Origin of the sequence: Rothia sp. HMSC069C04 (assembly GCF_001812895.1) — a bacterium.
GTDB lineage: Bacteria > Actinomycetota > Actinomycetes > Actinomycetales > Micrococcaceae > Rothia.
Genome location: NZ_KV810736.1, coordinates 267094 through 281786 on the forward strand (window position 1 = coordinate 267094; position 14693 = coordinate 281786).

The window sequence follows — 14693 nt, forward strand, 5'->3', positions numbered from 1 at the left end:
TATCGTGCATTGATGTAAACGCGTTGAAGGGGCGTGAATCCATTTCCGATGGATTCACGCCCCTTCTGCATACCCAGGGTGTCTGGGGGCTTTTCTCTTCGTCTTGAGACGAGTGTCAGAGCTTCAGTGTGCTAGCTTTGTTCCCGCTCCCCTATTCTGCGATGAGTCGGGCGATAACTTCGGGGAGCATCTCCGCGACGCGGGTTGCGGGTGCCGGGCCGGGCCGGGCGTCCTTGACGCTTCCGGTGGCGCTGGCGCGTGCGGCTTCGCCGTGCAGGTAGACGGCGAGCGCACCGATGGAGGCGAAGGTGCAGCCTTCCAGCGCTTCTCCGCGAGCATCGAAGGCTGCTACGGTCTGGGCGAGCAGTGCTCCGTAGATGCCGGTGAGGGTGTCTCCGCTGCCTGCGGTGGCGAGCCAGGGGCTTCCGCCAGCAATGCTGTAGGTGGCGCCGTTGGGCGCCGCGATGAGCGTGTAGCCGCCCTTGAGCATGACGGTGGCGCCGGAGAGTTCGGAGGCGGCGCGTACCCAGCGGAAGGGTTCTGCGTCGATATCCTTGCGGCTGGGTACGATGGCGTCACCCAGGTGCTTCTTCCAGGTTTCGGGGGCGAGCTCGTGCACGATACGCAGGAAGCGTTCGAGCTCTGCGGCATGCGGAGTGAGGATCTTGTGGGAGCCGAGGGGCTTGCCGGTTGCCAGGTATTCTGCCGCCAGGTCGCAGGCGCCCGCGTCGATGATGGCGGGTTCGGGCGAGTGGAGCAGGTAGCGGTTCTTGTCCAGCGAGTCGTGGCTAGAGCCAGATCCGCCGGCCCATACGGTGACCCTCTGCAGGGCGGGGGCGCCGCTGAAGTAGACGGTTTCGGGGTTGTGGGCAATCATGAGCTGGCGTAGCTCGTGAGAATTGGCGTTGAAGCGGACCATGCCCACGCCGGTGTTGAGGGCTGCGCGTACACTCATGAGGGCTGCGCCGGGGTATTCGAGGCTACCGGTGAGCATGCCCAGTACGCCGCGGGTGTACTTGTGGGAGTGCTCGTCGGGTACTTCGATGAGTTCGCGGTAGTCTTCGCGGTCGAGAACGCGCAGGGCAGGCTTGTGGGAGTTGAGGGCTTCGGGAACGCCAAGGTCGTAGAGTTTGATGTCTCCGGAGTGGACGCTGTGGCTGGTGCCTGCCGGCAGCTTGTGACCGATGAAGGTGACGGTGCGGTCGGCACGCAGGGAGGGTTCGTGCACGGTTCCGCGGTTGTTGTCGACTCCGGAGGGGGTGTCGACGGCGAGGACTGCGCCGAGCTTACCGTCGAGCTGCGCGGCGCGGAGTACGCCAAGGTATTCACCGGCGCTACCGCGTACGGCGCCGCTGGAGCCGGTACCCAGGATGCCGTCAATGGTCAGGTCGTAGCCTGCAAGCTGTTCGAGGGTATGTTCGGGGTCGAGCACGCGGGTGCCTTCGCCGCCTTCGCGGGCGATGAGTTCGAGGTTCTTTTCGCTGGAGTCGAAGATGACTGCATCAACGCGGTGTCCCTTGGCGCTGAGGCGGGCGCCGGCGTAGATGGTGTCTGCACCGTTGTTGCCCGGGCCGATGAGCAGCAGGATTTTTGCTGTGTCTTTGCCGTGGAGTAGCTCCTGTGCTTCGGCTGCGACGGCGTCTGCGGCGCGTTGCATGAGGTAGCCGTCGTAGTCGGCGGCTTCGATGTAGGGCTTTTCTGCTTCGCGTACCTGGGAAGCAGTGTAGATGAGCTTCATTGCTGTCTCCTTGGGTGGCACCGTGCGGGCCTTAGGGGTCACCGGGTGTGGTGTTGATGTGGCTCTGCGTTAATCGTCGGTGGCGTTAGTTTTCGTCGGTGTCGTCGCCGGCGATGACGCTGAGTCGGTAGCTTTCGGGGTTGAACTTTTGCAGGTGCGCCAGTTCTGCATCGCTGAGGTATTCGGCGGTTGCGATGGCGATGGCGATGGGTTCATCGTGGGTCAGCGAGAGGTGGATGCGGTTGATGCCGAGTTCTTTAGCACGGCGGGCGATGGTGCCCTGAATGATGAGGTAGGGTTGGCCGCTTTCGGCGGTGGCGACTTCGCAGTCTTGCCAGTTGAGTCCGGCGGGTGCTCCGAGTACTTTTGCGACGGCTTCTTTGGCGGCAAATCGTACGGCTTGGGAGCGTACATTCCGGGTACGTTCGTTGGGGGTGAAGACGCGGCGGACGAAGGCTGGTGTTTCGGTGACGATTCGTTCGAATCGTTCGATGTTGACGGTATCTACGCCGATTCCCATGATCATGAGCTTCACCTTCTGGGCTAGGGGTGGTGCCGCGTCCTGTTTGCGGTTTCTCTTGTTTTAAGTCTAGCGAGATTCGTTTCTTTTAGATGGGATAGCGGCAAATATGACGCATAGTTGATATCTGTTTCACAGCGTCTATTTTTGTTGGATCATCCACGAATAACCGCCTGAGTAAACGACAAGGGCGGTGGTTGAGTTCTCTAAGAACTCAACCACCGCCCTTGTCGTTATCGCCGAGGCGATTTCCGAGGATTACTCCAGAGGATTACCCTAGAGAATTACTCCACGGTCACGGACTTTGCGAGGTTACGCGGCTGGTCAACGTCCAGGCCCTTAGCTTCTGCCAGTGCGCATGCGAAGATCTGCAGGGGCACAGTTGCCAGCAGGGGCTGCAGCAGCGAGGGGCATGCCGGGACGGTGATGAGGCGGTCTGCGTAGGGCTTGACGGCCTCGTCGCCTTCCTCGGCGATGACGATGGTGAAGGCGCCGCGAGCGCGCACTTCCTGGATGTTGGAGACGACCTTGCCGTGCAGGGAGTCGCGACCGTTTGCGGAGGGAACCACTACGATGACCGGCTGGCCTTCATCGATCAGTGCGATGGGGCCGTGCTTGAGCTCGCCTGCTGCGAAGCCTTCAGCGTGGATGTAGGTGATTTCCTTGAGCTTGAGTGCGCCTTCCATTGCGACGGGGAAGCCCACGTGGCGGCCAAGGAAGATCACGGAGGAGGCATCCTTCATTTCGACGCCCAGTTCCTTGACCTGGGTGTCGTTGTCGAGGACCTTCTGGATCTTTGCGGGCATGTTCTGCAGCTCGGCAAGGATCGAAGCAATTTCGTCCTTGTACTTGTTGCCGCGCAGCTGTGCCAGGTACAGGCCAAGCAGGTATGCTGCGGTGATCTGTGCCAGGAATGCCTTGGTGGATGCCACTGCGATTTCGGGGCCTGCGTGGGTGTACAGCGCAGCGTCGGATTCACGGGGCAGGGTCGAGCCGTGGGTGTTGCAGATGGAGACAACCTTTGCGCCCTGTTCGCGTGCGTGGCGCACTGCCATCAGGGTGTCCATGGTTTCACCGGACTGCGAGAGTGCCACGATGAGGGTCTTCTCGTTCACGATGGGGTCGCGGTAGCGGAACTCGTGTGCGAGCTCAACCTCGGTGGGGATGCGGCACCAGTGCTCGATGGCGTAGCGTGCCACCTGGCCTGCGTATGCTGCGGTACCACATGCGACGACGATAATCTTGTCGATCGAGCGTAGCACCGAGTCGTCGATGTTCAGCTCGTCGAGGGTCAGGTTGCCGTTCTCGTCGAGGCGGCCCATGAGGGTCTGCTCAACAGCTGCGGGCTGCTCGTGGATTTCCTTCTCCATGAAGGAGTTGTAGCCGCCCTTTTCGGCTGCTGCTGCGTCCCACTCGATGTGGAAGGGCTTGCCCTCTGCGGGGTTACCTTCGAAGTCGATGATGGAGTAGTCGGTGCCGGTGATGGTCACGATCTGGTCCTGACCCATCTCGACGGCTTCCTTGGTGTAATCAATGAACGCGGAGACGTCAGAGCCGAGGAAGTTCTCGTTCTCGCCCAGGCCGATAACCAGCGGGGAGTTGCGGCGGGTTGCCACAACGCGGTCCGGGTGGTCGGCGTGGATAGCCAGGATGGTGAATGCACCTTCGAGGCGGTTGGATGCGACGCGTACTGCCTCGGTGAGGTCACCGGTACCGAGCTTGTTGTAGATGCTTGCGATGGTTGCTGCAGCTACCTCGGTGTCGGTCTGAGATGCGAACTCTACGCCTTCGGCGAGCAGTTCGGCACGCAGTTCGGCGAAGTTTTCGATAATACCGTTGTGTACGACGGCGAGGCGGCCGTTGTCGACAACGTGGGGGTGAGCGTTGTTGTCGGTGGGTCCACCGTGGGTAGCCCAACGGGTGTGACCGATACCAATCTGGGAGTCCGGCAGGGGGTTTTCCTTAACCTCGTTTTCGAGGTTCAGGAGCTTGCCTGCCTTCTTACGGAATACGATGCCGTCGGGGCACACGAGTGCCACGCCAGCAGAGTCATAGCCGCGGTATTCCTGGCGGCGCAGACCTTCGAGGACCACATCGTATGCGTTGTGGTCAAACTTGTTACCGTCCGGAGCAGTGTCCAGACCTACATATCCTACGATTCCACACATGCTATAAGTTTATCCCACAAGTATCCAGATATGCGCACGGTGAAATACCGTTATACGTCACGTTTATTGTGGCTTTCCTGGCTTTTTCAGGTTTTACCCTTTTCTTTCCATACATTTATTTCTTCAGACATACCGTGAGAGTAGATATTTTCCCCACGGGCTGAAAGTTCGTACACTTAGATAAATGAGCACCGCACCGTATTTTTCTGGCGATGACCGCTTCATGCATCTTGACCGTTCCCGTTGGTCGCACCTAGCCGATGAGATTTCTGTTCCCCTCAGTGCTGAGGAAATTGAGTCTCTTCGAGGCCTGGGTGAAACTGTCGACCTTGAGGAGGTGCAGCGTATTTATCTGCCGGTTTCTCGTCTTCTTAACCTGTATGTGACTGCTGCTTCTTCGTTGAACCATATGACGAATGATTTTCTGCATGTGTCTCAGCGCCGCGTCCCGTTCATTATTGGTGTGGCGGGTTCTGTTGCTGTGGGTAAGTCGACGACGGCACGTATTTTGCAGGCTCTTTTGAGCCGTTGGCCTTCGACTCCGAAGGTTCAGTTGGTGACTACGGATGGTTTCTTGTACCCGAATGCTGAGCTTCAGCGTCGCGGTATTATGCACCGTAAGGGTTTCCCGGAGTCTTATGATCGCCGTGCTCTGTTGAATTTTGTGTCGCAGGTGAAGTCCGGTGCCGAGCGTGTGGTGGCGCCGAAGTATTCACACCTGTATTACGACATCATGCCGGATGAGCATATTGAGGTCACCGCACCGGATGTTCTGATTCTTGAGGGTTTGAATGTTTTGGCGCCTTCGCAGGCTGAGGGTCCGGAGACTTCTGATCTGACGCTGAGTGATTTCTTTGATTTCTCTATTTATGTAGATGCCCGCACTGAGGATATTGAGCGCTGGTATGTAAATCGTTTCTTGACTCTGCGTTCTTCAGCTTTTGCGAATCCGGAGTCATATTTCAAGCGTTATGCGGAGTTGAGCGATGAGCAGGCGGTTGAGGTAGCGACCGGCATTTGGAAGAGCGTGAATGAGCCTAATCTGGTGCAGAATGTTTTGCCGACTCGTGCTCGTGCGCATTTGATTCTGCAGAAGGGCGCCGAGCATACCGTGGAGCAGGTTCTTCTGCGTAAGAACTAGAGGTTCTTTAGGTTTTTAGTGTTCGCATGCGGCTTTTAGCCGGTATTGTGGTGCATTCTAGTAGAAAGCGCCGGAGGCTCCACTCCCTCGCGGGGTGGGTTTAGGCTTCCGGCTCTTTTTGTATGCACCTACGCCATGATGAGGAGTTATTGTGAAGTCCCTGCACCGTACGTCTACCGCTCAGGAGTCTCTTAATAGTTCTGCGCTGAACCGCCGCACTCTCTTGGGTGCCGCTTTGGGGGTTGGCGGTACCGCCTTGTTGGCGGCTTGTGGCTCGCAGGGTCAGGGTGCCTCCTCTTCATCTTCTGCAGCGAGCGCTTCTGCGTCTGAGTCTGCGACGGCTTCAACGGCTTCTTCTAGTGTCTCTTCCACTGCGGCGACCTCTTCTGCCGCGCCCTCCCCTGTTGCTTCTGCTACCGGTGCTTCTGCAAGCGCTTCGGCTTCTGCGAGCGCGTCTTCGTCCCCGTTGGCTCTTGCTCAGCCCAGTGTTGAGTCTCAGCCGGACTCGTTGCGTTGCCTCGTAAATAAGATGCGCCCCTTTGAGCAACAGGACTGGGAGCCGAGCGACCTGGTGGAGTTCTATGGTCATCAATTGCGTGCTGAGGCGGCTAAGGCGGCGGACACGATGATTGATGCGGCGGCGACCGACGGCGTGACTCTGCTTGTTTCTAGCGCATATCGTTCGTATGCGGTGCAGCAGCAGACCTATCAGTATTGGGTTTCGGTGAACGGCCAGCAGGTGGCGGATCAGTTGTCGGCTCGTCCCGGCTATTCGGAGCATCAGACTGGTTTGGCGATTGACTTTGCTTCTCCTGAGGGTTGCCGTCTGGAGGAGTGTTACCGCGATACACTGGCTGGTCAGTGGTTGGCTAAGAATGCTCCGCGTTACGGATATATTTTGCGTTTCCCTGATGGTCGTCAGTCGGTGACCGGTTATCGTTTTGAGCCGTGGCATTACCGTTATGTGGGTGTGCAGATTGCTCAGGAGTATGTGTCTTCGGGTGCGAAGACTTTTGAGGAGTTTATCGGTACGGGTGCGGCACCCGATTATGCAAATGCGAGCTAGGGTCTGGGCTAAGCTTTCGGCTTTGCCCGGTGCGCTGAGCGGTGATGTGTATCGTCTTTCTAGCTTCCATGTCGGAAATAAATAGGCACAGTAGATGCATATTTTTTCGCGTATACACCTTGTAAATCCGCGGTTTTTCGCGGGTTTCAGAGATTTTTACTCAGCTTCATGTGACCTAGACCTTAAGTATTGGGCGCCATAAAACCACTGTGAAGAAAAACACATGCTTTACAGTGAAAATTTTCTCAGAATATGGCATTTTCTGAGGTGAAAAGGCGCTATTCTATATCTCATGCTTAAGGGTTTTAAAGATTTTCTGATCCGCGGTAACGTCATCGACCTCGCAGTTGGTCTGATTATGGGTACCGCCTTCACCGCTGTGGTGACCTCGCTTGTCCAGGCCGTCCTGATGCCGGCTATCTCCATGCTGGTTGGCTCCCCCAACTTCGACGAGTTCCTGGTCTTCGGCCAGATCAAGGTTGGCGTGTTCCTAACCGCTATTGTCAACTTCATCCTGATTGCAGCTGCTGTCTACTTCGCAGTTGTTGTGCCCACTCAGAAGCTGACTGAACTCGCACTGGCTAAGAAGAAGGCTGAAGACGAGGCTGCTGAAGAAGAGGAAGAGACCGAGCTTGACCTCCTGAAGGAGATCCGCGACGCTCTGGCAAAGAAGTAATTTCTCTGCTCTCTACCACTAATTTTTTAGACCCCCGTATCCCCTGTGGATACGGGGGTTTTCCGTATCCTCGTCCCCCCCCCTCCCCCGCCCAAGATAACGAAGAAGGGCTGGGAAGGTAACACCTTCCCAGCCCTTCTCTATCCTCCACTGCGGTCTTCGCACCGGAAGAATACGTTTAGAGTGCCAGTTCCTTAGCTACAACGTCAGCCAGCTGCTGAGCAACCTCATCAGCCTGCTCCTGGGTTGCAGCTTCAACCATGACGCGAACCAGAGGCTCGGTGCCGGATGCACGCAGCAGCACGCGGCCGCTCTCACCCAGTACACCTTCAGCCTCGCTCACAGCGGTAGCGAGCGCCTCATTGGTCTTCACAGCCGCACGGTCAACGCCCTTGACGTTAATCAGGCGCTGCGGGGTGGGCTGCATACGGGATGCCAGCTCCGAGAGGGTCTGACCGCTACGAGCCACCTCTGCAGCCAGCTGGATGCCGGTCAGAACGCCGTCACCGGTGGTTGCGTAGTCGCTCATGATAACGTGGCCGGACTGCTCGCCGCCAAGGTTGTAGCCGTGCTCGCGCATGGACTCGAGGACGTAACGGTCGCCCACAGCAGTACGGCCCAGGGTAATACCGTGCTCGCGCAGGTACAGTTCCAGACCCAGGCTGCTCATCACGGTTGCGACGAGAGTGTCCTTTGCGAGCTTACCTTCGCGCTTAGCGGCAACAGCCAGGATAGCCATGATCTGGTCGCCGTCTACCAGGTTGCCCTTTTCGTCAACTGCCTGGCAACGGTCGGAGTCGCCGTCGTGGGCGATGCCGAGGTCCGCGCCGTGCTCAACGACAGCCGCCTGCAGCTTCTCGGGGTGGGTGGAGCCCACACCGTCGTTGATGTTGGTGCCGTTGGGCTCTACAGCCAGTGCGATGACCTCTGCACCCAGTGCCTCGAAGGTTGCCGGGGACGCCGCGTAGGCTGCACCGTTTGCGCAGTCCAGAACAATCTTCATGCCGTCGAGGGGCTTGCCTTCGGGCAGGGTGGAGACCAGGTGCTTCACGTAAGCCTCGGTACCGTTCTCCAGGGGCTTGACGGTACCCACAGCACCACCGGTCGGGTAGCGGAAGGACTTCTCGCGGTAAACGCGCTCAATAGCGTCCTCAACGGAGTCTTCCAGCTTCTGGCCGCCACGAGCCAGGAACTTAATACCGTTGTCCGCTGCGGGGTTGTGCGATGCAGAAATCATCACGCCAAAGTCAGCACCGGTGTGTGCCACCAGGTAAGCTGCTGCGGGGGTGGGGACAATGCCGGCATCCAGCACGTCAACACCTGCGCTAGCGAAGCCAGCCTTCATCGCAGAGACAATAAAGTCTGCAGAGGATCGGGAGTCATTTGCAATCACGGCACGGGGGCGTACGCCCTCTTCTACCGTGTCAAAGCCCAGAACAATAGAAGCCGCCTGCGCGAGCTCCATAGCCAGGGCGGGAGTAATTACATCGTTTGCCAGACCGCGTACGCCGTCGGTTCCAAAAAGTCGTTCAGTCACCCTTTTATTTTACGTTGTGCGTAACTCTGCTTAGGCGCATACACCGTAAATTCTTCATAATCAGAAAGTGATTTTCAGCGGCTACATATCTGCTTCATAGCTAATATTTCTGCAGACGCGCAAAGGTGCCTGCTCTCCGTTCCCGGGGTTGGGAAAAGAGAGACAGGCACCTTCATAATGCAAGCTATTTGGCGGCTCTATCGCCGTAGGGTTGAGTTTTTATTCTCCCCTATTTATCCACGCTTACTTGACGACGGGGAAGCCGTCGGGCGAGTCGCCAGACTCATCCTCAAAAACGTCGGATGCGGAGCGAACGATCAGCGAGTCGAGCTCGCCCACGACTGCCTCGTCCTTGGAGGGGTAGTCGAACTGGGAGAGCACGTAACGCATTGCTTCCAGACGTGCGCGCTTCTTGTCGTTGGACTTGATAACGGTCCAGGGGGCGTCACCGGTGTGGGTGTAGAAGAACATTGCTTCCTTTGCCGCGGTGTAGTCGTCCCACTTGTCCAGGGATGCCAGGTCGGTGGGGGAAAGCTTCCACTGGCGAACCGGGTCGGTACGGCGGGAGGTGAAGCGTGCGAGCTGCTCTTCGCGGGTGACGGAGAACCAGAACTTGATGATGTGGATACCGGAGTTCACCAGCATGCGCTCCAGGTCCGGAACTTCGCGCATAAACTCGAAGTACTGTGCCTGGGTGCAGTAACCCATCACGCGCTCAACACCGGCACGGTTGTACCAGGAGCGGTCCATCAGGACGATTTCGCCGCCGGAGGGCAGGTGCTTGATGTAACGCTGGAAGTACCACTGGGTCTGCTCGATGTCGGTCGGCTTCTCCAGCGCCACAACGCGAGCGCCACGGGGGTTCAGGTGCTCGGTGAAGCGCTTGATGGAGCCGCCCTTACCTGCTGCGTCGCGGCCTTCGAAGATAATCAGAATCTTTTGACCGGTGGACTTCGCCCAGAGCTGCAGCTTCAGCAGCTCAATCTGCAGGGCGCGCTTTTCCTTCTCGTATGCCTTACGGCTGAGCTTGGTGTCGTAGGGGTAGCCCTTCTTCCATGCCTGCGAGGTTTCGTCGTCCTTCTTGTCCTTGCCGAGGGCGCGGGTAAGGGAAGCCATTTCGTCCAGCTCTGCCGAGTAGTCCTCGACAACGGAGGTGCGGCGTGCCTGGGGCTTCAGGGCTTCCTTGATGGCTTGTTTCTTCTCAGAACCGGTGTGTGCGTGTGCGCCTTCAGCTACGTGGTGGTGGGATTCAGTCTGAGGAGCCTCCACTGCCTTCTCTTCGGGCTGGGTGGAGGGATTCTGCTCTGCCATGAGTACTCTTTTCTTCCTGTCTGCTTTGACTCTTTAACTCTACCGGTGTGCTCTTCGATGAACAAACGTAACAGTTAGGGGCACCCTATACCCTAGAGAGGAAATCGTCCGAGAGCTCTCGGTGGAGCAGACGAGACCCCAGTTCCTCCCCCAGTTCTCAGAGTTCAATCCGGGTACGCAAAACGCCCCGCTCTCTAGGGAGAGACGGGGCGTAACGCTTCGTGAAAACCAGCGATTAACGCTTGGAGAACTGCGAAGCCTTGCGTGCCTTCTTAAGACCAGCCTTCTTACGCTCGATGACGCGTGCGTCACGGGTCAGGTAGCCAGCCTTCTTCAGTGCGGGGCGGTTGTTCTCGCGGTCGATCTCGTTCAGTGCACGAGCGATACCCAGGCGCAGAGCACCTGCCTGGCCGGAGGGGCCACCACCGTTGATGCGTGCGATGACGTCGTATGCGCCCTCAAGCTCGAGGAGCTTGAAGGGCTGGTTGACGTCCTGCTGGTGCAGCTTGTTGGGGAAGTAGTCGTCCAGGCTACGGCCGTTGATGGTCCAGTTGCCGGAACCGGGCACAACGCGAACGCGTGCCACTGCTTCCTTGCGGCGACCAACTGCTGCGCCTGCAACAGTCAGGGCCGGGCGTGCTGCCTTAGCCGCTGCGGGGGCAGCGGACTCCGAGGTGTAGCTGGTCAGCTCTTCCTCGACTACGATCTGCTCTTCGTTCTGAGCCACGATTTCTCCTATTGTTTCTCGTAGGCCCGAATTACTGGGCGACCTGGTTGAATTCGTAGGTCTTGGGCTGCTGTGCCGCGTGCGGGTGCTCGGGGCCAGCGTAGACCTTCAGCTTCTTGAGCTGCTGTGCAGCAAGCTTGTTCTTGGGCAGCATGCCCTTGACAGCCTTCTCAACCGCGCGAACGGGGTTGGTCTCAAGCAGCTCTGCGTAGTTCACGGACTTCAGACCGCCGGGGTAACCCGAGTGGCGGTATGCACGCTTCTGCTCGAGCTTTGCACCGGTCAGGGCGACCTTCTCAGCGTTCACGATGATAACGAAGTCACCGGTGTCAACGTGGGGAGCAAAAGTCGGCTTGTGCTTACCGCGCAGCAGGATAGCGGTCTGGCTTGCGAGGCGGCCGAGAACAACGTCGGTGGCGTCAATGACGTGCCACTGGCGCTCGACTTCGCCGGGCTTGGGAGTATAAGTGCGCAAAATATTGGCCTTTGTCTCGAAATGTACATACGGCGCTTAGTTGGGTATCGCGCCTTTTACTTACGTGCATGACGAACACCCGGGTGAGGACCGAGCTGCCGCCCGTTCTGCCCGTACTCTAGACCGCCTTAACGTCCTGCAACTAGACAGCGATTTAGAGCGCGCTCGGGTAGAACACGCACAACATATCAAGACTATACAGGACGTCGAGTGCTTAATCCACCGCCAAAGCCTTAAAAATAGGGCTTTTTTGTCTTAAACACATTTTAAATTCCATCCGTGTAATTCACCCTCGACGATTGCGCTCCTCCGTTGAGCCCCTCATCACTTCCGGCGTGTGACGGGGCTCAATATATACAGGGCGTTAAGCGCTCTGCGCTTCGTGGTCCTCTCGCTTTGCTCGAGCACGTTCCGCCTGCTCTCCATACAACTCCGGGGCAGGGTAGTAAATCTCAGCTAGTGCCAGAGCATGCGGAGGCGCAAGAGTCAGCGAAGCTTCGCGTCCCGGGTTCTCGATCCGCTCACGCAACCAGGCCGCGTCACGTTTACCCGTGCCGTAGAGCACCAACGCACCCACAAGTGAACGCACCATGTGATGACAGAAGGCATCAGCCACCACACGCACCTCAATAAGGCCACTTTCAGCACGAGTGAAGCTAAGCTCTCGCAGCTCACGAATCGTGGTCGCGCCTTCACGCGGCTTGCAGAAGGAGAGAAAATCACGCAGGCCGAGTAGCTGCTGCGCCGACTGGTTAAGATCAGCACAATCCAGGTGCTCAGGTACCGCCCAGGTGTAGGTACGGTGCAGAGGATTAAGACCGTCCGCCGCGCCATCTGCAATGCGATATACGTAGCGGCGACCGGTAGCCGAGAAGCGCGCATCAAAATCGAAGGGAACCCCAGTCACGCGGTGGATCTGAATAGCGCCCTGCAAAATGCCGCGGACATTCTTCGGCAAGTTCAACTGCTCTTCCGCATCGTAAAGACAACGCTGAAGAGCGCCGGTGAGGCGGCGCCCCAGGGCAGCCGTCGGGTCGTCCTCCCCCGTTCGACCTTGCAGGCGAGTCCAATCCTCATCGTTCAAATCGCAATGCAGGGTCTGGGCTTCCGCATGCACACCGGCATCGGTTCGGCCCGCGACCACCACGCGGTGAGGCGCCCGCAAAATCAGTTCAAGGGCGTTCTCAATGACCCCCTGCACGGTAACTAGGTTCGGTTGGGCAGCCCACCCGCTAAAAAGAGAACCGTCGTAGGCACAATCAATACGCACGCGGTGCGTAGCAGTGAAGGGCTGCGCTTCACGGTTCTCTAAAGCAGTAGCGTTATGCATTGGTGTGCCTTTCAGCGGTAAAGGACGGTTGAAGAATACGGGCCGGCTCTTGTATAGCGAATGCGCAAAGAACCGTCTCCTCGTTAAGTATGCAGATACACCAATCCGCCGCCCACAACAGTGGACGGCGGATTGACATATTTTAGGCTTAGCCTAAATCAGCTGGGATCCGTATTACTCGGAAACCTTCTGTGCTGCTGCGCCACCTGCGGGGGCGTAACCTGCAGCCTCTGCCGACTCAGCGGAGTCGAACCAGATTTCAGCCTTGGTGCTGGAGTACCAGCGGGAACCGGGCACGTGGTACTTCATGGAATCGGCGTTACCCTTAACCTCGAAGCCCTCGGGAGCCTCGCCGGACTCCAGGGGTGCGTGAGAACCTGCGGGCAGGCCCTCAGCTGCTTCAGCCTTGGGAGCCTCAGCTGCCTTCTCAGCAACCTTGGTTGCCTCAGCAACTGCACCCTTGGTTGCAACGGGCTCCATGACGAGCTCGATGACTGCCATGGGAGCGTTGTCACCCTTACGGTTACCGATCTTGATGATGCGGGTGTAACCACCGGGGCGCTCTGCCATTGCCGGAGCAATAACGGTGAAGAGCTCGTGCACGACGGACTTGTCGGTGATGGAACGCAGCACGCGACGGCGAGCAGCCAGGTCGCCCTTCTTACCGAAGGTGATGAAGCGCTCTGCCACCGGACGCAGGCGCTTTGCCTTGGTCAGGGTGGTGGTGATGCGCTTGTGCTGGAACAGCTGCGCCGACAGGTTGTTGAGCATGTGGCGCTCGTGGGTCGGGGAACCGCCGAGGCGGGGACCCTTAGTGGGAGTAGGCATAGTTAAATCTCCATAGTTGCGTTCCCTAACGCCCCAGCAGCGGAGCCTCTTAGGGAATCAAGTTTGACTGATCCCGGTGGAACCGGGTGAACTATTCGGTCGAAATTATTCGCCGGAACCGTCTTCGTCATCAAGCGGGCGTGCAGCAGGCTCGAAACCGGGAGGGGAGTCCTTCAGGGCCAGGCCGAGCTCGATGAGCTTTGCCTTGACCTCGTCAATGGACTTAGCACCGAAGTTACGGATGTCCATCAGGTCAGCTTCACTGCGGGTCACGAGCTCACCCACGGTGTGGATACCCTCGCGCTTGAGGCAGTTGTAGGAGCGGACGGACATGTTCAGGTCCTCGATCGGCAGCGCCAGATCAGCGGCCATGGACTCGTCGGCGGGCGACGGGCCAACTTCGATACCCTCAGCTGCAATGTTCAGCTCACGTGCCAGGCCGAAGAGCTCGACCAGGGTGCTGCCTGCAGAAGCAACGGCGTCACGCGGTGCGATGGCTTCCTTGGTTTCGACGTCCAGGGTCAGGCTGTCGAAGTCGGTGCGCTGCTCAACACGGGTCGCGTTCACGCTGAAGGTAACCTTCAGAACCGGGGAATAGATGGAGTCAACCGGGATACGGCCAATCTCGCCATCGCCGACCTTGTTCTGAGCTGCAGTCACGTAGCCGCGACCGCGCTCGATAACCAGCTCAGCGTTGAAGTTTGCCGAGGCGTTCAGGGTTGCCAGGTGCAGTTCCGGGTTGTGGATCTCCACGCCAGCGGGAACCTCGATGTCGCCTGCGGTCAGTTCACCTTCGCCCTGCTTGCGCAGGTAGGCCACGACGGGCTCGTCGTTCTCAGAAGAGATGGAGAGCTTCTTGATGTTCAAGATGATCTCAGTGACGTCCTCGGTCACGCCGGGAACGGTGCTGAACTCGTGCAGTACGCCATCAATGCGGACGCTGGTAACAGCGGCGCCGGGGATGGAGGACAGCAGAGTACGGCGGAGGGAGTTACCCATGGTGTAGCCGAAACCGGGCTCCAGAGGCTCGATGGTGAAGCGCGAGCGGTTGGGCGCTACGACCTCTTCAGTCAGAGTGGGGCGCTGTGCAATAAGCACTTTGTTTCCTTTCGGTGAGCTCCGCTATATGAGCCCACAGGTTGGGGAAAACATATCTTAGGAAGCAGACGGGTGTCT

13 protein-coding genes are annotated in these 14693 nt (G+C 58.3%); 3 read left to right on the plus strand and 10 right to left on the minus strand.

The window, feature by feature from the left end; genetic code table 11:
* Positions 1–151 precede the first annotated feature (151 nt).
* The 3 genes from HMPREF2879_RS03750 to glmS form a co-directional block, all read right to left on the minus strand.
* On the minus strand, positions 152–1738 hold the full coding sequence (locus HMPREF2879_RS03750; RefSeq protein WP_070634858.1) for a bifunctional ADP-dependent NAD(P)H-hydrate dehydratase/NAD(P)H-hydrate epimerase: 1587 nt from the start codon (positions 1736–1738) through the stop codon (positions 152–154).
* Positions 1739–1823: 85 nt separating this feature from the next.
* Positions 1824–2264 (minus strand): holo-ACP synthase, encoded by a 441-nt coding sequence (locus HMPREF2879_RS03755; RefSeq protein ID WP_044150219.1) that lies wholly within the window; start codon positions 2262–2264, stop codon positions 1824–1826.
* 278 nt (positions 2265–2542) lie between these two features.
* Positions 2543–4426, minus strand: coding sequence for a glutamine--fructose-6-phosphate transaminase (isomerizing) (glmS, locus tag HMPREF2879_RS03760; RefSeq protein ID WP_070634859.1), 1884 nt, complete (start codon positions 4424–4426; stop codon positions 2543–2545).
* Positions 4427–4610: 184 nt separating this feature from the next.
* Between glmS and coaA the strand changes: the two genes are divergently transcribed.
* The 3 genes from coaA (at position 4611) to mscL (ending at position 7309) form a co-directional block, all read left to right on the plus strand.
* A complete protein-coding gene (coaA, locus tag HMPREF2879_RS03765; protein WP_005505041.1) occupies positions 4611–5567 on the plus strand; it encodes a type I pantothenate kinase in 957 nt (318 codons plus the stop codon).
* A 151-nt stretch (positions 5568–5718) separates the two neighbouring features.
* Positions 5719–6633 (plus strand): M15 family metallopeptidase, encoded by a 915-nt coding sequence (locus tag HMPREF2879_RS03770; protein WP_070634860.1) that lies wholly within the window; start codon positions 5719–5721, stop codon positions 6631–6633.
* A 292-nt stretch (positions 6634–6925) separates the two neighbouring features.
* Positions 6926–7309, plus strand: coding sequence for a large conductance mechanosensitive channel protein MscL (gene mscL / locus HMPREF2879_RS03775; RefSeq protein WP_049341785.1), 384 nt, complete (start codon positions 6926–6928; stop codon positions 7307–7309).
* 178 nt (positions 7310–7487) lie between these two features.
* Here mscL and glmM read toward each other — a convergent pair whose 3' ends face one another.
* The 7 genes from glmM to HMPREF2879_RS03810 form a co-directional block, all read right to left on the minus strand.
* On the minus strand, positions 7488–8846 hold the full coding sequence (gene glmM, locus HMPREF2879_RS03780) for a phosphoglucosamine mutase (protein WP_049341784.1): 1359 nt from the start codon (positions 8844–8846) through the stop codon (positions 7488–7490).
* Positions 8847–9089: 243 nt separating this feature from the next.
* A complete protein-coding gene (gene ppk2 / locus HMPREF2879_RS03785; protein ID WP_049345685.1) occupies positions 9090–10157 on the minus strand; it encodes a polyphosphate kinase 2 in 1068 nt (355 codons plus the stop codon).
* Positions 10158–10392: 235 nt separating this feature from the next.
* Entirely contained in the window at positions 10393–10884 is a 492-nt protein-coding gene (gene rpsI / locus HMPREF2879_RS03790) for a 30S ribosomal protein S9 (protein WP_070634861.1), read from the minus strand.
* A gap of 31 nt (positions 10885–10915) precedes the next feature.
* On the minus strand, positions 10916–11359 hold the full coding sequence (gene rplM / locus HMPREF2879_RS03795; protein WP_005505035.1) for a 50S ribosomal protein L13: 444 nt from the start codon (positions 11357–11359) through the stop codon (positions 10916–10918).
* 364 nt (positions 11360–11723) lie between these two features.
* Entirely contained in the window at positions 11724–12689 is a 966-nt protein-coding gene (gene truA, locus HMPREF2879_RS03800; protein WP_070604078.1) for a tRNA pseudouridine(38-40) synthase TruA, read from the minus strand.
* 174 nt (positions 12690–12863) lie between these two features.
* Positions 12864–13517, minus strand: a complete 654-nt coding sequence (gene rplQ / locus HMPREF2879_RS03805) for a 50S ribosomal protein L17 (RefSeq protein ID WP_005505032.1) — start codon at positions 13515–13517, stop codon at positions 12864–12866.
* Between the two features lie 105 nt (positions 13518–13622).
* On the minus strand, positions 13623–14615 hold the full coding sequence (locus tag HMPREF2879_RS03810) for a DNA-directed RNA polymerase subunit alpha (protein ID WP_005505031.1): 993 nt from the start codon (positions 14613–14615) through the stop codon (positions 13623–13625).
* Positions 14616–14693: the final 78 nt, after the last annotated feature.

Bases quoted from the DNA above. Each gene is read 5' to 3' on its own strand.
- truA (WP_070604078.1), bottom strand. From the start codon at position 12,689: ATGCATAACGCTACTGCTTTAGAGAACCGTGAAGCGCAGCCCTTCACT.
- glmS (WP_070634859.1), bottom strand. From the start codon at position 4,426: ATGTGTGGAATCGTAGGATATGTAGGTCTGGACACTGCTCCGGACGGT.
- mscL (WP_049341785.1), top strand. From the start codon at position 6,926: ATGCTTAAGGGTTTTAAAGATTTTCTGATCCGCGGTAACGTCATCGAC.
- HMPREF2879_RS03750 (WP_070634858.1), bottom strand. From the start codon at position 1,738: ATGAAGCTCATCTACACTGCTTCCCAGGTACGCGAAGCAGAAAAGCCC.
- rplQ (WP_005505032.1), bottom strand. From the start codon at position 13,517: ATGCCTACTCCCACTAAGGGTCCCCGCCTCGGCGGTTCCCCGACCCAC.
- ppk2 (WP_049345685.1), bottom strand. From the start codon at position 10,157: ATGGCAGAGCAGAATCCCTCCACCCAGCCCGAAGAGAAGGCAGTGGAG.
- coaA (WP_005505041.1), top strand. From the start codon at position 4,611: ATGAGCACCGCACCGTATTTTTCTGGCGATGACCGCTTCATGCATCTT.
- HMPREF2879_RS03755 (WP_044150219.1), bottom strand. From the start codon at position 2,264: ATGATCATGGGAATCGGCGTAGATACCGTCAACATCGAACGATTCGAA.